Annotated in this window: 13 protein-coding genes; 8 read left to right on the top strand and 5 right to left on the bottom strand. The window is 43.0% G+C overall.

The genetic code is table 11. The annotated features are described in order from the left end of the window. Positions 1-151: 151 nt before the first annotated feature. From C7Y70_RS16565 to C7Y70_RS16545, 5 genes are all read left to right on the top strand, one after another. Entirely contained in the window at positions 152-3,031 is a 2,880-nt protein-coding gene (locus tag C7Y70_RS16565; protein WP_135475931.1) for a TonB-dependent receptor, read from the top strand. 21 nt (positions 3,032-3,052) lie between these two features. Further along, a complete protein-coding gene (pulA, locus tag C7Y70_RS16560) occupies positions 3,053-7,363 on the top strand; it encodes a pullulanase-type alpha-1,6-glucosidase (RefSeq protein WP_135475929.1) in 4,311 nt (1,436 codons plus the stop codon). Between the two features lie 123 nt (positions 7,364-7,486). Beyond that, positions 7,487-8,029, top strand: coding sequence for a PH domain-containing protein (locus C7Y70_RS16555; RefSeq protein WP_099295593.1), 543 nt, complete (start codon positions 7,487-7,489; stop codon positions 8,027-8,029). Positions 8,030-8,349: 320 nt separating this feature from the next. Next, the gene (locus C7Y70_RS16550) at positions 8,350-10,269 is read left to right on the top strand and encodes a DUF1800 domain-containing protein (RefSeq protein WP_135475927.1); all 1,920 of its coding nucleotides are present in this window, start codon (positions 8,350-8,352) and stop codon (positions 10,267-10,269) included. A 10-nt stretch (positions 10,270-10,279) separates the two neighbouring features. Beyond that, the gene (locus C7Y70_RS16545) at positions 10,280-11,629 is read left to right on the top strand and encodes a DUF1501 domain-containing protein (RefSeq protein WP_135475925.1); all 1,350 of its coding nucleotides are present in this window, start codon (positions 10,280-10,282) and stop codon (positions 11,627-11,629) included. Between the two features lie 54 nt (positions 11,630-11,683). On the opposite strand, the gene C7Y70_RS16540 is transcribed toward C7Y70_RS16545, so the two are convergent. The 3 genes from C7Y70_RS16540 to C7Y70_RS16530 all read right to left on the bottom strand — a co-directional run bounded on the left by C7Y70_RS16540 (position 11,684) and on the right by C7Y70_RS16530 (position 14,068). Next, positions 11,684-13,465 (bottom strand): alkaline phosphatase D family protein, encoded by a 1,782-nt coding sequence (locus C7Y70_RS16540; protein ID WP_135475924.1) that lies wholly within the window; start codon positions 13,463-13,465, stop codon positions 11,684-11,686. 68 nt (positions 13,466-13,533) lie between these two features. Further along, on the bottom strand, positions 13,534-13,878 hold the full coding sequence (locus tag C7Y70_RS16535) for a rhodanese-like domain-containing protein (RefSeq protein ID WP_099295597.1): 345 nt from the start codon (positions 13,876-13,878) through the stop codon (positions 13,534-13,536). 1 nt (position 13,879) lies between these two features. Beyond that, positions 13,880-14,068 (bottom strand): DUF2892 domain-containing protein, encoded by a 189-nt coding sequence (locus tag C7Y70_RS16530; protein WP_058561380.1) that lies wholly within the window; start codon positions 14,066-14,068, stop codon positions 13,880-13,882. Positions 14,069-14,197: 129 nt separating this feature from the next. Between C7Y70_RS16530 and C7Y70_RS16525 the strand changes: the two genes are divergently transcribed. Genes C7Y70_RS16525 through C7Y70_RS16515 form a run of 3 tightly spaced genes read left to right on the top strand, consistent with a single transcriptional unit; the run spans position 14,198 to position 18,852 of the window. Then, the gene (locus tag C7Y70_RS16525; RefSeq protein ID WP_099295598.1) at positions 14,198-14,500 is read left to right on the top strand and encodes a metalloregulator ArsR/SmtB family transcription factor; all 303 of its coding nucleotides are present in this window, start codon (positions 14,198-14,200) and stop codon (positions 14,498-14,500) included. Between the two features lie 4 nt (positions 14,501-14,504). Beyond that, positions 14,505-17,792: an efflux RND transporter permease subunit gene (locus C7Y70_RS16520; RefSeq protein WP_135475954.1), complete on the top strand. Its 3,288-nt coding sequence runs from the start codon at positions 14,505-14,507 to the stop codon at positions 17,790-17,792. Further along, positions 17,782-18,852, top strand: coding sequence for an efflux RND transporter periplasmic adaptor subunit (locus tag C7Y70_RS16515; RefSeq protein ID WP_135475922.1), 1,071 nt, complete (start codon positions 17,782-17,784; stop codon positions 18,850-18,852). The genes C7Y70_RS16520 and C7Y70_RS16515 overlap by 11 nt, the downstream gene beginning before the upstream one ends. On the opposite strand, the gene C7Y70_RS16510 is transcribed toward C7Y70_RS16515, so the two are convergent. Continuing rightward, positions 18,845-19,522, bottom strand: coding sequence for a nitroreductase family protein (locus C7Y70_RS16510; RefSeq protein ID WP_135475920.1), 678 nt, complete (start codon positions 19,520-19,522; stop codon positions 18,845-18,847). The two genes, C7Y70_RS16515 and C7Y70_RS16510, sit on opposite strands and share 8 nt — an antisense overlap. Positions 19,523-19,870: 348 nt before the next feature. After that, positions 19,871-19,930 (bottom strand): hypothetical protein, encoded by a 60-nt coding sequence (locus C7Y70_RS20720; protein WP_245321578.1) that lies wholly within the window; start codon positions 19,928-19,930, stop codon positions 19,871-19,873. Between the last annotated feature and the right edge of the window lie 301 nt (positions 19,931-20,231).

Below are 20,231 nucleotides of genomic sequence, written 5' to 3'. Positions count from 1 at the left end.
AAATGCATCTCCTTTGTAGCTATTGTCCTTATTTATGCATACGTATTCATCACACTTAATTTACTTTTTGGTTACACTTTATTGGTTCTATTTTATCCACCAATCAGAAATAAACAGCACACAACTATAATATTAATAGGGTAGGAAGCTCATGGGGAAATTCAAACTGAGTGCATTAATGCTCGCAATGTTTGCCGCAAGTAGTGCATTAGCTGCAGCTGAAAACGATGAAAATGCAGCAGTAAAGCCAAAATTAGATGATGACCTAGAAGTGATTGAGGTCACCGGTTTTAGTCGTAGTTTAATTCAATCATTAAATCAAAAGCGTTTTACAGACACGGTATCTGAGCAACTATCAGCCGATGACTTAGGCGCATTGCCTGATGTATCAATGGCTGATGCATTAACGCGATTACCTGGTATTTCAGCGGTCCGAACTGGCGGGCAGGCAGCGGAAATCAACATACGTGGTATGTCGGGAGGCTTTGTCTTTTCGACTTTAAATGGCCGCGAGCAGGTTTCAACCAGTGGTAGCCGTAGCATTGAATTTGATCAGTATCCATCAGAGCTGATTAGCTCAGCAGCAGTATATAAATCACCAAAAGCCTCACTGATTGAAGGCGGTGTTGCAGGTACTGTTGAGCTGCAAACAGCCAGCCCATTAAACAACGATCAAAAGCATAAGTTTGTAGTGAATGCCCGAGGCATGTTTAATGACCGTGCGTCAGAAGTCAATGATGCTACAGAATATGGCGATCGCATTAGCTTTTCATATCAGGGTAAATACCTTGATGACACTTTAGGTGTTGCGCTGGGTTATGCCCGTTTATTTCAACCCAGTGTTGCCACCCAATTTATCGGCCTTGCGTATAACGATAATAAAGATGTTGATGGCCTTGCAAATGATACCGGTGGTCCTGAACTCAAACCTGAAAACGAATACATTAGTGAAGGCTTTGAGCTTCAGCATTTAGGCGGCGAAGAAACTCGAAATGGCTACATGGCTGCCATTGAATGGACTCCAGTAGATAATTTTAAACTTAAAGGTGATGTGTTTTTATCTCGCTTTGATACTGAGTCGTTTGCCCGTGGTTTTCGGGTTAAATTAGGCGGCCCCAGCGCAAGCTATGCGAATGCGCAATTAGAAGGCAACTCAGTAATCGGTGCTTCAGTTAACCGTACCTCAAAAAGCTATACGCGCGTCGAAATTGTAAACGACGACAATCAAGACTTTGATGAAGTGGATAGTTACGGGATCAATGCTGATTGGCAAGTCACCGATCGCTTAAACGTTAATATGGACGTGTCATTGTCGAGCGCAAAAAGTAATTTCCGTAATGGCTTGTTGTGGGCGCTAGTGGCAGAAGATGCCAACGCACAAGAGCCTGTTCTTGATAATAACGTATCAATAAATTATCAACTCAACGGATTGAACTTACCAGATGTAGGTTTTAATCAAGCGGCTGCATTTAGCGATATAGACCGTGTGATGGTGAGTAAATACGGTATTTATCCTTTTAAAAATGAAGATGAAGTTAAAGCGTATCGTCTAGATTTTAAGTATGAATTAGATAACAGCTGGTTTAGCTCTGTTGAGTTTGGTGCACGTTATTCTGACCGCGAATACAGTAATAATCGCTCGGTGTTTGAGTATGGAGATGATGGTGCGTTTTCAGCGAGCGAGCCGCCACTTAAATTAACCGATGATATGGTTGATGTTGTTGATTGGCAGGGCGAGTTTAGTTATTTCCCGTCTTATTTGGCGATTGATTTAGATAAAGCTTTGAACGCGTGGTTCCCGCAAGGTGTTCCTCAACCAGTTACCACGTGGGGTAATGCAGACGGTGTGGTTGATCCACAAGATTATACTACAAACTATTCATGGACTATGCTGCAAAGCGGTTCAGTGTATGAAGAAGTGTTTTCAGCCTATGCAATGCTTAACATTAACGCTGAAATTGGCGATATGCCAGTGCTAGGTAATATCGGTGTTCGTCGGGTGGATACCGATCAATCGGCTACTATTTTAGAAAACGTGAATGGTGATTTAGCCCTCGGTGCGCAAAATATTACCGACAGTATCGGTATTGTGAATCAAAACTATTTGCCTAATGTGCTAGGGACTGATTACGTTGATTATCTGCCATCACTGAACTTAAACTTCCAGCTGTCTGACAACACGCAATTGCGTTTTGCTGCTGCGAAAGTAATGTCGCGTCCACCTATTAATCGTTTAGCAGGCGATGCCAGCGCACAAGCAGATAAAACCTCAGGAAAAATTAATGGGTCAAGTACTAATAACCCATTCTTGAAACCATTTTACGCCGATCAGTACGATGTATCCTATGAGTATTATTTTGATGAGTCAGATGGGGCGCTAGTCTTAGCTGCGTTTTATAAAAATATTGATTCATTTATCGATACTATTGCTATTGAAGGATTCGACTTTAAAGGTAATGGCTTCAATGTGCCGGACTTTATTGAAAACCCAGTCAGTGGTGAGCAAGTTGCGACCACTAATGGTACATACACAACAGCGGTTAATAACGCGAACGGTGGTTACATTCGCGGTATTGAGCTTGCCTATACGCAGGTGTTTTCATCGTTGCCAGCACCATTTGATGGTTTAGGCTTCAACGGCAGCTACTCATACACAGAGAGCGAGGTTGAATCTATCACCAGCTTAGGTGGTGATACGATGACGCAAGGTTTACCAGGTTTGTCTAAAAACGTATTAAACGGCACCTTGTTCTACAGCCAAGGTAGCTTTGAAACTCGTCTTAATGTGCGTTATCGCTCGGACTTTGTGTCAGAGCAAGTGGCTATTAACGAACAGGTAGTCAATTTCAATGCTGAAACCGTGGTCGATTTTCAAACCTCTTACCAATTTACTGATTCATTTGGCATGTTGCTACAGGTCAATAACCTCACTGATGAACCAACCCAGAGTTACTTTGGCAATGAAAGTATCACCGGGACAACCCAATATTTTGGCCGTCAGGTTTATTTAGGTTTTACCTATAGTCACTAATAGCAAATTGGAGCACGAATAATGAATGTAATAACTAAAGTAACTCATTTGCTATTGGCAGTGAGTTTAACGCTACTTTTTGGCTGCGGTGGCGCAGGCAGTAGCGATGTCAAAGCTGGACAAACTTTATTAACCTGTGATGTACCGCAAGTCCCTAATGCAGAGGGTACACAATGCGTTGACCCTGAGCCTATTTCTTGCGATGCACCGTTATTTCCTGATGCAAATAACGAAAGCTGCATCAATGGCTATAACCCTGACTTACCAGACCCAGTTGTATTTGCAGGCGAAGGTGAGGCGATATTATTTTATAAACGCCCTGAAAATGAAGGATACGAAGGCTACCGTTTACACTCTTGGAACACCGATGGCTGTGATGCCTACGCGCCGCCGTTTGATGCAACCGATTGGGCTGACGGGCACGAATATGATGGTGTTGATCCTAACTATGGTGCTTACTGGATTGTAGCGTTGAAAGAAGGTTATACCGAATGCGCTAACTTTATTGTCCACATTGGTACAGATGGCGATGGTAAAGCATATGGTGATGTGGACTTAACCATGCCATTGATGCAAGACGATGAACGCTTTGTACGTATGAACTTTACTTTTGATGGTGAGCCTTCAGTTTTTGAATTTCCAGTTGCAAGCCTAGGTGAACGCCCGGTTGCGATTGATGGCGCATCAGCACATTGGATTGATTTAAATACAGTATTGTATAAGCCAAGTAATGAGCTTACACAAATTATTAAGTTACATTCTTCTGCAACTGCTGACTTGGTGGTTGATTTAGACACTGGGCTAAATGGTGAAACTGTTGAGCTGACTGCAACCGAGTTAAGTGATGAGCAAGCTGCAAAAGTACCACACTTAACGGATTGGACTGCTTATCAAGGCAGTTGGGATGCGGACGCTGCAAAGCAGCTTATAAAGCAACAGCTTGTTGTTGCAGGCTACGATGCCGATGGCAAGCTACTAGAAGCAAGCTTTGTACAATCAGCAAAAGCATTAGACGCACTTTACACTCAAGGTGAAAGTGACGCGAATGAAGCCATGCTAGGTGTGCATTATTATAATAATGCAATTGATGTATCGGTTTGGGCACCCACTGCAAATAATATGATGATCACGGTTTTCGATGCTGATAAAACGCAAGTTGATAGCAGTGCGATGACTTTTGATAGCAATACCGGTATTTGGTCTATCAGTTTAGATAGCAAATACGACCGTCATTACTTCCGTTTTGCATTTGATGTTTATCACCCAACCACTAAAGCAATTGAAAGCTTATGGAGTACCGACCCTTACTCACTCAATGTATCGAGTAATGGGCTTTATTCACAGCTGATAAACTTGAGCGATGACGACACTAAACCACAAGGCTGGGATGAGCGTATCGTGCCAACAATTACTAACCCAGAAGATGCGGTTATTTATGAAGGCCATGTACGTGATTTTAGTGTTCGCGATCAGTCAGTGAGCGAAGCAAACCGTGGTAAATACCTTGCATTCACAGAACTTGAAAGCGTGCCAATGCAGCACCTTAAGCAATTAGCTGATAAAGGCTTAACACACTTTCATTTACTCCCAGTGACTGATATTGGCACCATTGAAGAAGATGCTTCAGAGCGTGTTGAAATCACTGATACCTTAGGTAAATTGTGTGAGCGCATTAACGATGAAGCGGATGCATGTAAAATCGAAGATAAAAACAGCACCATTGTTGATATTATGCAAAGTTACCTACCTGGCTCAGATGATGCACAAGCACTAGCCAGTGCGATGCGTGATTTAGACGGCTTTAACTGGGGTTATGACCCTCATCACTTTATTGCGCCTGAAGGTTCATATGCATCAAGCAGCGAAGGTATTGCTCGTGTACTTGAAACACGCGCCATGGTGCAATCATTACAAGAAGTAGGACTTCGTGTGGTACTGGATGTGGTCTATAACCACACAACATCATCAGGCGTCTGGGAAAAATCAGTCTTTGATAAACTAGTGCCTGGTTATTACCACCGTTACAACGAAGTATCTGGAGCGATTGAACGCTCAACCTGTTGTGAAAACACAGCAACTGAACATGTAATGATGGATAAGTTTGTTGCAGATTCAATGGTTATTCTTGCTCGTGATTTTGGTTATGACAGCTTCCGTTTTGATGTAATGGGGCATATGCCTAAGTCATCCATTTTAGCTGCGCGTGAAGCAGTACAAGCTGTCGACCCTGATAACTATTTTTACGGTGAAGGCTGGGATTTTGGTGAAGTAGCTAACAATCGTTTATTCACCCAAGCTAAACAGGCTGATATGGCAGGCTCAGAGGTTGGTACATTTAACGACCGTATTCGTGAAGCCGTACGTGGTGGTGCAATGTTTAGTAATAACCCGACAGATGGCAATCTAGCGGAGCAAGATACGTTACGTTTATCGCTGGCGGGCAACTTACAAAACTACATTCTTAAAGATTTTAAAGGTAATTCAGCAAAAGGTAATAGCTTTAGCTGGAACACGCAACCAACAGCGTATGCATTAGACCCAGCAGATAGCATTAACTACGTTTCTAAGCATGATAACGAAACACTGTGGGATCAGTTGCAATATAAGCATGCATCAAGCATGAGTATTGAGCAACGTGTGCGTGCGCACAACATGGCGTTGTCTATTCCACTTATGAGCCAAGGCATTCCGTTTATGCAACTGGGTGCTGATTTACTGCGTTCTAAGTCAATGGATCGTGATAGTTATAATGCCGGTGATTGGTTTAATGCTGTTGATTTAACTAAAGAGAATAATAACTGGAACATTGGTCTACCTAACGCAGAGAAGAACCAAGAAAAATGGTCTGAGATTATGCCTATCTCTGCTAATGCAGATGCACAGGCGATGCCACAAGACATTGCCTATGCCGGTGATGTATTCCAAGAGTTCTTAGCTATCCGTAGCGCAAGCCCGTTATTTAGATTAACCACTGAGCAAGATGTTATCGACCGTGTCGGTTTTCATAATGTGGGTAAAAATCAGCAACACGGCTTAATCGTAATGAGTTTGGATGATGGCCAAGGTCTTACTGATCTAGACAGTAACTTTGATGCTTTAGTGGTAGTTATCAATGCGACAGAGCAAGCTCTTTCACACACAATTGCAACAGCAACAGGGTTTGAGTTACACCCAACTCTGCAAAGCAGCGTAGATAGCAGTATGGCTGGTGTTAGTTTTAGTGCTAACGAAACTGACGGCACGTTTACTGTGCCAGCTTACACTATGGCAGTGTTTGTGAAACCGCAAGGTGATACACAAGGTACAGGCTTAAGTGCTAATGCAACGGTTGGCGCACCTGATGTTGTACCATTTGGTAGCACGGCAGTTTATGTTCGTGGCAGTCTTAATGATTGGGGCACAGCTGATAGCTTTGAATATATGGGCGACGGTGAATACCGCGTAGCTATTACACTTACTGCGGGTGACTACGAGTTTAAGATAGCTTCTGAAGACTGGGCAACTGTTGATTTTGGTGCGCTCAGTGATGCAGACAAAGAAGTGCTGGAGAACCAAGCGGAGTCTTTAACACGCAGTGGCGCAAACATGACCTTTACAGCGGCTATGGATGCAACTTATGTATTCTCATTTGATGCCAGTGATAAAGAGAGCCCGACACTTACAGTGTATAACGAAGAGCCGTTTGTGGGCACGCCCGTGTTTGTACGCGGTAGCTTAAATGATTGGGGTACGAGTGATGAACTAATGTACCAGGGTAAAGGTATTTACACATTCACTAAAACACTAAGCGCAGGCAGCTACGAGTTTAAAATTGCCTCTGAGGATTGGGAGACAGTTGATTTTGGTTCTGGTGAGTCTGATGCGCTTGTAACTGTGGCTAAAGAGAAGCTACTCGCTGCTAAAGGCGCAAACATGATGATGGATATTGCCAGTGATGGTGATTACCAATTTGTGTTTGATGCTAGTAACTTAGATGAGCCAACCCTGAGTGTATTTGATGCGAAAATGTTTGGTGAAACACAAGTTTATTTACGCGGTAGTTTAAATGGATGGGGTACTGACAATCCGCTTATGTATCAAAGCAATGCGATGTATAGCACGTCACTTGAATTAGCGGCTGGCGATTATGAATTTAAAATAGCCTCAGAAGATTGGAGTACCGTTGATTATGGTGGTGTAGGTGAAGCACCCGTAGTGATGGTGGGCGAGCAAAGCTTACTTGAAGCCGTCGGTGCGAATATAAAACTGACCATTGCAGAGCAAGGAAATTACACCTTTGCTGTAATTGGGCCTGACCGTAACAACATGAAGGTACTAATCAGTAAGAATTAATCAGTCTTAGTTGTAAACCCAAAAGCCGAGCCCCCTGGATGCTCGGCTTTTTTATATCTCAATTGCAGTGGTCAATAACTTAGCGTATCTTAAATTTATAATTACAAAAAGGAAGTAACTACGATGTCAGAGTCTGTTTTAAAAACTGCTAAATTTGATCCCAAAATAAAGTCTTACTGGTTAGTTTTTGCCCTATGTATAAGCACAATCAGTATTGTCAGTATTCCTTTAATCCCCATTATTGTGTTGATTGTTTGGCTTGTCAGTGGTCGTATTTTAGCGGCTATGTCGGCTGAACTTTTAGAGCGTAAGCTGGTGGTAAAGCGAGGCGTATTTTTTAAAGTAGAGAAATCGATTCCGCTTGAAAAAATAACCGATGTAGGACTAAGCCAAGGCCCGCTGATGCGGTTGTTTGGTTTGTATCGTTTGAGCTTTGAAACGGCTGGTCAGTCGGGGCAAGGAGCATTAGTATCATTATTGGGTGTCGTTGATGCCAGTGAATTTCGTGAAGCGATTTTAACGCAAAAAGATAACTTAACGTCTTCACAACCGAGTAAAGCGCAAAATAATGAGCCTGATAGCCAGTTAGAGTTGCTGCGTGCGTTAACTTATAGCGTAAAAAATATTGAGCAAATGATGGTTACTTTATTGGACGAAAAAAAGTAAATACGTCAATCACTAAGTCGAAAATATAAGCTGAAAACATTTTATAGTTCCATCATAAACAGGGGCATCATTGCAATTTGAGCCCCCTTATCTGATCGTTTTTGGTGCTGCATCGTACAAATATTAATCACATATATTAATTAGCTAATCCCTAACAAAACAGAGACGTAATTTTCTTTTTAATACTATGTTGAATGCCTAACGTTTGAGCAGTTTAAATACCGACAAACGCCTTAGAGCTGTCACTGATGGTTTGTGTTTTAATGGTGCTATAGCTACATTTTAAATAGGCGTCGTTTGTTTAGAGGTGTCGAACTAATATGCATTATAAATTATTTTTGATACTCAGTATTGCCAGTATACTCAGTGGTTGTGGTGGTGGAGGCGGCAACAGTGAAAATGAAGTCACACCTGTTGTCACGCAAAATAAAGCCCCTTCAATTTCCATTACCAACGTGCCTAGTGAGGTAGCCAAAGGGCAATCGCTTACATTATCCGCAACAGCCAGTGATGAAGATGGCAGTATTGCTAGTGTTATTTGGCAGCAAAGTGAAGGGCAAAACGTACTTGCTGAGCCTGTCAACGCTAACTCAATAACACTTGATCTTGCCCCTGCCTTGAGCTTTACGCCAACAGAGTACGCTTTTACGGTAACAGCAACAGATAATCAGGGGGCAACTGCAACAGCTAATATCCGCTTTACCGCGCTCAATCGCATGGACCAATTTGCCAGCTCACGGTTATTGCACCAAGGCAGTATGGGCCCAACACTCAATGAAATACACCAAGCACAAGGGCTGAGTGAGCAGCAGTGGCTTGATCAGCAAATAGCTTTACCTGTTGGCTATCACAGCGATTACTTGATAAAAAGTCCGGGTGAAGATGAGTTTGGTTACATCAATCGCATAGATGCTTGGTGGAAAGCGGTGATGCGTAGCAATGACCAGCTTAGACAACGAGTGGCATTTGCACTAAGCGAAATACTGGTGGTGTCTGATGCTAATAATGGTTTGCGCTCAGAGCCAGAAGCCATGGTTGGCTACTATGATTTACTCCTTGAGCATGCCTTTGGTAATTACCGAGACTTGCTTGAAGCGGTAACACTGTCGCCTGTTATGGGGACGTATTTGAGTCATTTAGGCAATGAAAAAGCGGATGAAGCACTAAACATTCGCCCAGACGAAAACTATGCCCGCGAAGTCATGCAGTTATTCACTATCGGTTTAGACGAGCTAAATCTCAATGGTACGTTAAAACACGATGCACAAGGCAATAGCATTGCCACTTATGGCCAAGAAGAAATTGAAGGTTTTGCTCGGGTATTTACCGGGTGGACATATGCTGATAATGAGACATTCAAGCGCAAAAACCGCAATTATATTAAACCCATGAAGGCCTTTGCAGAGTATCATTCAAATAAGCAAAAGGTGTTGTTGAACGGTCAAATCATCCCACAGGGGTATGGACCGCAGGAATCACTCAACATAGCGCTCGACAACCTATTTAATCATCCTAATGTTGCCCCATTCATTACCAAGCAACTTATTCAGCGTTTGATAACTTCTAACCCAACATCACGATACGTTGAGCGGGTTGCTAGCGTATTTAATGATAATGGTCAGGGGGTAAGAGGTGATTTAGCTGCCGTGATCAAGGCTATTTACTTAGACGATGAAGCACGCCATTTTGGTTCTGTTTTAAGCTATCAAGGAAAGATTAAAGAGCCGTTACTTAAAGTAGTGCAGTTTTGGCGCAACCTTGATGCAAAATCTTTGGATGATGAGTACAGAACCTGGAACACTTTTGACAGGTTAGGACAGGGTCCAATGCGCTCACCTTCGGTATTTAACTTTTTTCGACCTGACTATCAACCCGCGCAATTACGTGCTGATGGTTTGTTAGCACCTGAATTGCAAATTGCAGGGGATGCAACGTTAATAGGCACAATGAATGAGCATTACTCTGAGCTAGTGTGGGGTGTGGCCGAAAAACAAACGCAGTTAAAGTCGAGTAGTATCTACGTTTATCTTCAAAACGATATGAGCATTTTACAGAGCAATGGTATTGAGGCATTACTAGAGCAATACAATGTTGTGTATTACGCTGGCTCTATGAGTGACCATACTCGCCAAGCTTTACGTGATTTAGACGCTTATTTTGATGATGACCAGTACCCAGAAAGAGTGTCGTACCTGTTGTATATGATTGCCATTTCACCTGAATTTAATCTGCAGTATTAGGAGAAATATAATGAGTTTAAATAGAAGACAATTTTTATCATTATGTTTAAAAGGTGGAGTTTCGGCAGCTGCGTTGACAAGCTTGCAGTTACAAGCACTCACCGGCTCAGTAAATACAACACAATTAACTGACTACAAAGCCTTGGTATGTGTGTTTTTATATGGCGGGAATGATTCACTCAATATGCTTGTTCCGCTAGACGGTGAACAACGCATACTGTACGAACAGAGTCGGCAAAATCTTGCGGTAGCTTCACCTGTGGCATTAAATACCCCAACAAATTTTGCTGGTGGGGTGGGGTTACACCCTTCTTTGAGTGCAATAAAGAGCGTATTTGATTCTGCCAATTTAGCGTTTGTTGGCGGTGTTGGTACTTTGCTTACACCAACCACCTACAATGACTACAAAAATAAAACTACCGCACTCCCTAAGCATCTATTCTCACACAACGATCAACAAGCATCATGGATGTATGGGCGCGAGAAACAGTCATTAAATAGCGGATGGGGAGCACGCTTGTTGGAGCGTTTAGGGCAGCAAGACCAGTTTGCAGCCAATATCTCATTGGATGGAACTAATCTTTGGCAAACGGGCGATCAAACAAAAGCATTTGCACTAAACAAAAGTGGCATTAGTAAGATTAATGCATTTAGTGGTTATCAACCTCGTGCAGAACATGTAACAAGTATTATGAATCGCTTGATGAATAACACTCAGCATCCGCTGACAACAGCCTACGCGAGCAGCTTTAATTCGGCGATCAATAACACCCAAGCAATGAATGCTGCGCTGGAATCGGGCGTTGAGTTTGCAACGGTGTTCAGTGAAACATCTTTATCAGAGCAGCTAGCAGCAGTTGCTAAAGCAATTAGTGTTCAATCTAGGTTAAGCACACAAAGGCAAGTGTTTTTTGTTTCTATGGGTGGCTTTGATACGCATGATGATCAGTTAGACACCCATCCACTATTACTCAACACACTTGCTCAAGGGTTGGCTGAATTTGACAGTGCAATGAAAGAGCTGAATATGGCTGACAATGTAACAACATTTACTATGTCTGACTTTGGCCGAACTTTAACGTCAAATGGGGATGGTACCGATCATGGCTGGGCAGGCAATCAAATAGTGATGGGAGGAGCTGTACAAGGGGGGAATATATATGGAGAGCTACTTACTCAGCATTTAGATGGCCCGCAGGATGTCGGCTCAGGTCGCTTAATTCCAAGTGTTGCCAATGAGCAATACTTTGCCACTTTAGCCAAATGGTTTGGTGTACCAGATTCTGAGCTGGTTGATATATTTCCAAACTTAAGTAATTTTAATCAGCATACGCTTAACCTGTTTGGTAGCAGCTTATAATGATTACTCAGCTTAAGTGACTCGCTTAAGCTGAGTATATTTATCATAATACTATTAGCCTTGAATCTGTGGCTGCCCAGCTATTACATGAAGCTCGTTACTGCGTTCGGTTTGCATAGTGTACGAGGCAGTTTTAATGCTACTTACGTATTGCCATTTTGCGGTTGCCTGTTCAGGGGTAAACGTAATCGTTAAATACCCACGATCAACAAGGTTGTTATATACCAAGTCGTTTACTAGCAATGGGATAACTTGCTCCATTTGAGCAGTAACTTCTGGCCCTTGGGTATTCAATGCTAAGTACTCTTCAAGGCCGGGTGAAGACACCGATGAGGTCGCAAATTCAACCCCTGCATGTTGCGAAGCTGCAATTGGGTTGGTTGCATCTGTGGTTAGCTGACCTGCCCATGCGTTATGCGTATCACCAGCCAACACAACTAAATTCTTTTGCAAAGCGATTGCAGTACCAAGTAGCACTTCGCGTTCGTAAGCATAGCCGTCCCAGGCGTCTAAATTATAAGGTGCAGTGGTATCAACACGGGCTCGCTCTGCGTCAGTTACTGTTGGGTCGCCAACCAAAATACGGCCTTTAATTTGGGCTAATTCTGCAAACATTGTATTGGCTTGAGCTAATAGTGGCGCAATATCTCCTCCGCCAGCTTGTGTTACCTGTAGAGTCACTAATAAATGTAATATTTCGAATGGTAAGTACATTTTGGTCATCAACACTTGTTGACCAAGAACTTGCCATTGAGCACTTGATGTTGTCATGCCATCTGTCAGCCACGTGAGCTGCTCATTACCAAGTAATGCACGACTAGGCGAGCTAATGGCACTTACAAAATCGCTTTGCCCTTGTGCACTAGTTAAGTCAAAATCACCGTAGTTTAGCTGCTCATCACGGGCTAAAACTCGAGTATCTAGCATATACAGCGACACTAAGTCGCCAAACTCAAAACGGCGGTAAATACGCTCTTTATCAGTGACATTACGAATTGGCATCCATTCAAAATAGGCTTGTAGGGCATGGAGCTTTCGTTCGCTAAATTCCCCTTCGCCATCGTTATGGTTTTGTGCACCTTCACGCCATGTATCATTGGTTACTTCGTGGTCGTCCCACACGGTTATAAATGCACAATGACTATGCGCAGCTTGCAAATTTCGGTCTGTACGATAGTGCGCATAGCGTTTACGGTAATCAGTTAAATTGAGTATTTCTTCGCTATTGTCTTGGGGTAGTAAACGTCCTAACAGCGCCGCATCTTGCGAAGCATAACCACCATTTCCGTATTCATAAATATAATCGCCTAAGTGTAATACGGCGTCTAAATCAGTTTGTTTTGCTATTTCACCATACACATGAAAAAAGCCCGCAGGGTAGTTGGCACATGAAATAACGGCGAACTTCACTTGATCAATACTGCCTGTAGGCAGTGTTTTACCTGAACCAACAGGTGATGCTTTTCCATTAGAGATAAATCGGTAGTAGTAAGTGGTATTAGCATCTAAGCCTTGAAGGTCTACTTTTAAAGTAAAGTCACTGGCGGTTGTTACAAGCGCTTCGCCATCATGGCTAATGTTATTGAAGTTAGGATCTGTTGCGGCTTGCCACTGTACTTTAATGCTACTGGCTGCTGTGTCGAGTGGGGTTACACGGGTCCATAAAATTAGGCTATCACTAAGCGGGTCGCCACTGGCTACTCCGTGATCAAAGCTGATTTCAATGGTTTCATCATCGTTTTCATCAAATGTACACCCTGTGATGCCTAATGATAAAACGGCAGCGCCAAAACCCGCTGCCGATGCTTTTAAAAAACTTCTCCGTGTAAACGTCATTGCTCTGTACCGTTAAAAGTAAAACAATGAGCTTATCCGACCAGTATGACTATTATATGAAACAGATATTAAAATACCTGGCAGATAGTATCTGCTTTACAGGTAATGACAGTCACGTTTTCGTAGCCGACACGCGTGAGCGCTTCTGCGCTTAGTGTTGCACGTGCGCCACTGGCACAATGCAAATAAATAGGGCGTGCGGGGTCTTTTTCTATCTCCATTAACTTCATTTCCAGTAAGCCACGTGGGATGTTGATTGCACCCGTTGCTGCCTTTGTAGCATGTTCAGCAGGCTCGCGAACATCAATTAATAAGCCGTGGTTTTGCTCAAGCTCTTGCTTTGCTTGTTCTGCTTCGATACGACGTTGGTTTGGTGTAATTATTTTCATTAAATCAGGGATAGATGTAAGCATGTTATTCCTCGAAACCAAGTTTTTTTAAGATAGTGATCATTGGGCACCATTTGCTAAATGCCGATTGAATTAAGTTTAGGGCAATAAATACAGTAAACCAAATCCATAGCGGATCGTGAAACTGTTGTAACAACAATGAAATGCCAACCATGATGCCAGCGATAAGGCGGAGTACGTCGTTTAGTTTCATTTTAACCTCAACACAAAGTGAATATAGAATAAATATATTAGAAAAGCATACATTAGTAAATTCTAATATTAGACTTTTCTAATATAACAACCTATACTATTTTGGTACTTTGAATATAAGAGTGAACTTATGACTATCGATTTTGCTGCTATGGCTAACAACGTAGAGCGTGCTGAAGGGCTATTAAAGATATTAGCCAATAAAAACCGTTTAATGATTTTATGCTCATTACAAGATACAGAGATGAGTGTATCTGCACTTAATGAAGCTGTCCCTTTAGCACAATCAGCCTTATCGCAGCATTTAGCAGCTCTGCGTAAAGCCAACATAGTTGATACGCGTCGAGAGGGGCAAACAATTTATTACCGTGTAGTGGATCAGCATGCGCAAGCGATGTTGGCCACATTATATGGCTTATTTTGTAAGGAATAAGATGATGTCTACGCTTGATAGCGCAGTAAAAAATAGCCTCAATGGCCGTGTTCCTGTGATTATTTTTGTGATGGCTGTCTTGCTTGGCATTATGGCGTTACAACAGACCCCACGAGAGGAAGAACCACAAATTGTGGTTCCCATGCTTGATATATATGTCTCGGCTCCGAACGTTGAGGCGCCGGAAGTGGCACGGTTAGTCACCCAGCCTCTAGAAAAATTATTAGCACAACTGCGTGGTGTCGAACATATTTACTCAACCACACACACGAATAGCACGGTTGTTACGCTACGCTTTGAAGTGGGGCATGACCGCGAGCAAGCTATTTTAGATACTTACGCAAAACTTTATAGCTATCAACACACTATGGCATCAGTTATTAGTGCATGGCAAGTTAGACCGATTGAAGTGAATGATGTGCCAATTGTGATGCTTGGCCTATTCAGTAAAGATCCAAAACTATACAGTGATTTTGAATTAACCCGCTTTGCGTATGAAATTGCAAACAGCCTTCAGCGTATTGAAAACACCAGTGAAGTAAAAGTTATTGCAGGGCGCACACGCACCTTAACGGTTAATTTAGATGCTAGCGCATTAGCGGCGCATCAAACAACGCTAGCAGATGTGTATTATGCCTTAAGCGTATCAAACCAGCTCACGCACGTTGGTAGTGTTGTCGATGCAGCGCAGCAAATAACGCTACAGGCCGGTGATGTACTTCGTTCAAAAGCCGCAATAGAGCAGTTAGTGGTCAATGTCATTAATGGCAAAACGGTTTATTTAAACGATGTGGCTCATGTCCTTGATGGACCCAGTGAGCCTGATAACTATCAGTGGTTAGCACAATCTAATGGCAAACAAGACCAGCCATTAGTGACCCTCAGTATTGCTAAAAAAGCAGGCACTAACGCTGTTGCGGTTGCCAACGACGTGCATCAAATGATGGCTGAGCTTAAAGCAGGCTTTTTACCTCCTGAAATAGACTACACCACGCTGCGGGATTACGGCCAAACGGCAGACGAAAAAGTGAATAACTTAACGTCAAGTCTGGTGTTCGCTGTTTTTACAGTGGTTATTTTTGTTGGGGTGTTTTTGGGTTGGCGCCCCGCGATAGTGGTGGGCCTTGCCGTACCGATTTGTTATGGCATTACCCTGAGTTTAGATTTTGCTTTTGGCTACACCATTAATAGGGTGACGCTTTTTGCATTGATTTTATCCCTTGGTCTGCTGGTGGATGACCCTATAACGGGCATCGACAACATCAGTCGTTTTTTACAAAAAAAAGGTAACAAAAAGCAGCAAATCGTAGCCGCAATGAGCGAAATACGCGGTGCATTGTTAATGTCTACCTTAACCATTATGGTGGCGTTTATACCTCTGGCGTATATCACTGGCATGATGGGGCCTTATATGGCGCCAATGGCATTCAATGTTCCGTTGAGTGTGGCGGTTTCGACTATTGTCGCGTTTTTTGTTACCCCATGGCTTGCCATGAAGCTATTAAAAGAAACGGGGACTGAACCTCACGCAGTCGTTACACAAAAGGTCGGTATTTATGAGCGGATATTAACACCTCTTTTAGCATCAAAAAGCAGGGCCAAGTTGGTTTTGTGGATAACCTTAACCCTTTTTATCATTAGTGCTTTATTGCCAGTAATGCGCGCAGTCCCGCTGAAATTATTACCCTTTGATAATAAAAATGAAGTGCAAGTGCTGATTGATATGCCTGAGGGAACAAGCTTAGAACATACAGCCCTTATTACCCGAAAAGTACAGGCTGTAACGTGGCAGCTAAACGAAGTAAGCGAAATAGCTGCATATGTTGGTCAGCCATCAAGCATGGACTTTAATGGTATGGTGCGCGGGTATTATCGCCGTGAAGCTCCACACCTGGCCGAGCTAAGAGTGCTGTTATTAGATAAAGTAGAGCGAGAGCAACAATCTCATGGCGTAGTAATGCGTTTGCGTAAACAACTTGCACCTCTCGCTGTTAATGGCATTGTAATTAAGGTCGTAGAAGTGCCACCAGGGCCGCCGGTTTTAAGCACCCTTGTCGCTGAAGTATACCGTGACGCATTTGTTGATACCGCGACTTTTCATCGAGCGGCACACAATGTTGCAGAACGTTTAAGGCAAGAGCCACACGTGGTGGAAGTGGATACCAGTCTTGCTGCGCCAGCTCCTTTGCAGCGCTTTATTAGCGATAAAACAAAAGCGGCGTTATCAGGCGTGTCAACCGACGACATTGCCAATACATTGTCTATAGCCTCTGTGGGTAAGCATGTCGGAGTGATGTATGTCAGTGGTGAAACGCAACCAGTTGATATTAAAATGCAGCTGCCATATCAGCAGCGAAACCAGTTAGCAACGCTGCTCGCCATGCAATTGCGTGGTGATCGTGAATTGGCAAAAACCATGGATGAATATGGGCTGTCGAGTGCACCTCGTCCGCTGGTGTCCTTGTCAGAGCTCGGTGAATTCTCATCATTAAATGTGGCTAAGCCCATTATGCGCAAAGACCAACGCGATGTCGTTTATGTAATGGCTGAACTTAATGGCCGCACACCCGCAGAAATTATTGCCGATGTAAGCGCTGATTTGAATACAGGTAGCGAAGAATTTACTCAAACAGACTGGCTAAGTAGGCACTTTTTCAATAACGGTGGCACCGCAGCTTGGCAACTACCAGATGGCACGCATGTGACGTTTAGTGGCGAAGGGGAGTGGCGAATCACGATTGATGTATTTCGTGATATGGGAATCGCGTTTGCATTTGCTTTAACCGCGATCTTTATTATTTTGCGCATTCAAACACAATCAGCAAGCTTGTCGTTAATCATCATGTCGGCGATCCCTTTGACGGTGATTGGTATTATGCCTGGTTTCTGGCTGCTCAATCAGTTTGGTGAGCGCAGTATTGCTGGCGCACCAGAGCCAGTATTATTTACCGCAACAGCCATGATAGGCATGATCGCATTAGCGGGTATTGTAATACGTAACTCGCTTATTCTTGTAGAGTTTATCAATCAATCCAGAACACAAGGCATGGTAATTAAAGACGCTTTAATTGTCGCCGGAACAACACGTATGCGCCCAGTGCTGTTGACGGCAGGCACCACTTTACTTGGCAACTTAGTGATCACCCTTGACCCTGTTTTTAGTGGTCTAGCGATTGCGATAATCTTTGGTATTGTGGCATCGACCGTCTTTTCACTCTTCGTGGTACCGTTAGTTTATTTTTTAGTTTTCTCAAACACACAAGCAACTGAGGATGATGCTCATGCAAGGTAAATCAAAACTGTTTGGCTCAATCATCGCGTTGGTGGTGATTATTGGTTCAGTACTTTATATGGCTGGGAGCTTTTCAGATAAGCAGGCTGCTGGAAACAAAGCACTCCCCGCACCTGATTACACAGGCCAAGTTATTACGGTTAACACTACAGCCATTGCACGAAATGAGTTGGTGCCAGGCAGTGTGATTGCAAAACAAAATACACAAATTTCGTCACGAGTTATGGCGCAGATAGAGCGCTTAAATGTTCGAGCAGGTGATAGTGTAACCCGAGGTGATGTACTGATCAGTTTGGAACAAAATGACTTCAAAGCGCAATTGGCACAAAGTGATGCGCAAATAAAGGCGATTCAAGCTCAGCTAACACAAACTGAGAAACAGCTTAAACGCATCAGTGATTTATATTCACAAGGCTTAGTCTCGGTCAGTGATCTTGATGATGCAAAGGCTAAGTTTGATAATGCAACAGCCAACTTAGCGATTGCGCAGCAGCAACAAACGCAAGCCCAAGTTGCCCTTGAGTTTACTCGTATCAAAGCGCCAATTTCAGGTGTTGTTGTTGAGCGGTTAGTCGAGCCGGGCGATACAGCCACTCCGGGAAAACCCTTGCTTGCCTTGTATAACCCTCAGCAGCTGCAACTTGAATTTAATGTTCGTGAACGCCAAGCAATTAAGCTGCGATTAGGGCAAACACTGCAAGTGCATTTACCCACATTAAATATAAGCACTGAGGCCATAGTGACTGAAATTGTGCCTGTGGCAGACAGCGCGGCGCGTAGTTTATTAATTCGTTTAGATATGAAGTCACACAATGGGTTAATGCCGGGTTTATACGCGCAGTTAAAATTACCGCTACATGCACAGCAAGGGGTGGTTGTTTCAACTGATTGGATACATGAATTTGGACAATTAAATATGGTTTATGTACTAAACAATAATGCTATAGAGCGTCGGTTTGTACGCTTAGGCGAGGTGCAGGGTTCAAACGTACACGTTGTCGCAGGGCTTAACCCTGGCGACAAGCTGGCAATTGACTATAAGCCAACAACGGTTAAATAAACGTGGCTATTTCATCAAGTGATTTTTTCACTAAGGCATGATTAGGTACGGTTGCCTCATCACTGGGGTAACCGGCCACTAAAAGCATATAAGGGCGCTCGTTGTCTTTATCACGGCCACATATATCGGTTAAAAAGCTCATTGGTTTTGGTGTGTGAGTGAGTGTCGCAAGGCCTGCGCGGTGTAGCGCCTGAATTAAAAAGCCTGTAGCGAGCCCGACTGACTCATGCACATAATAATTGGTGTTTTTGTCATCGGTGCTTAAACCGCCTTTCTTTTGACTGAAAACAGCAATTAACCAAGGGGCATGTTCTAGGTAAGGCTTGCTGGCATCAGTGCCTAGCGGTTTTAACGCATCAAGCCACTCTTCGCCAGCGCGACCTTCATAAAAAGAGCGTTCTAATTTTTCTGCGGCTTCTCTAATTTGCTTTTTCACGTCACCTGAATGAATCGCTACAAAATGCCACGGCTGATGATTCGCGCCACTTGGAGCGGTGCCCGCAGCTTTTAAGCAGGTTTCAATAATCTCTTTTGGTACGGGGCGGTCGCTAAAGCTGCGAATGCTGTGGCGGCGCTGGCTGGTTGCTAAAAATTCCTTTGCGCGTTCAAGCATAACTTCTTCAGGGTACTCATTAAAGTCAGTAAGGGGTTGATTATCATGTTGCTGCATGGCTTTTCGCTTCTTATTAAAAGTGGGTATTATTTTTATACCTAGTCACAGTATCAGGTGCAAGCGTTATCTGCTCTGATTGGTGCTATTTATATGTTCACTCAATGTTCATTTTTACTTAAATATAGTGAACCTTGCACTATGATTCCACAGAATCGAATTCACTCTCCTACATGTGAAACCCAGCCGCATTTATTGCGGCTTTTCTGTGGCTCTGATTTTATTAAGTTCTATTATAACCATGCATTTGCAGTTAACTTCGTTCCATCTTTGAAAGTAACGGTATACGCTTACTTGCTAAATTTCCTATAAAGTCACCCGCTGTTTTGTTATAACGCTTACCCTTTTCTACTTCATGAATAAGTGTTCTGAGGCTTCATTGCTTGTGTGCTTATCACCATTTCGAATAAATAAAGTAATGCTTTGTGCAATAAACTTGATGAAGGTGCTTAACCTCTTTATCGATTTCGCTTGCGTGACTAAATTGGCTAAATAACACGAGTGGTGAAATGCTAAGCCGATGTGAGTAATGCATATTTTTGAACATTGAGTAGTCTTAGTTTAGTTAACGTAGCGTCCACTTTAAGAGAATCATTGCCTGATAAAGCTCACTGTTAAAAAGTGTTGTCGGCTCTACGATTTGCCTACAAAGCTATAACAGTTTCTTACTATTTAATAGAAAACCAATGTATACAATTACAACTCTTAA

The sequence above is a fragment of the Pseudoalteromonas sp. KS88 genome (assembly GCF_004766475.1).
Classification (GTDB): domain Bacteria; phylum Pseudomonadota; class Gammaproteobacteria; order Enterobacterales; family Alteromonadaceae; genus Pseudoalteromonas.
Note: the sequence above shows the minus strand (reverse complement) of the source record. Positions and strands in the feature narration are given on the sequence as shown.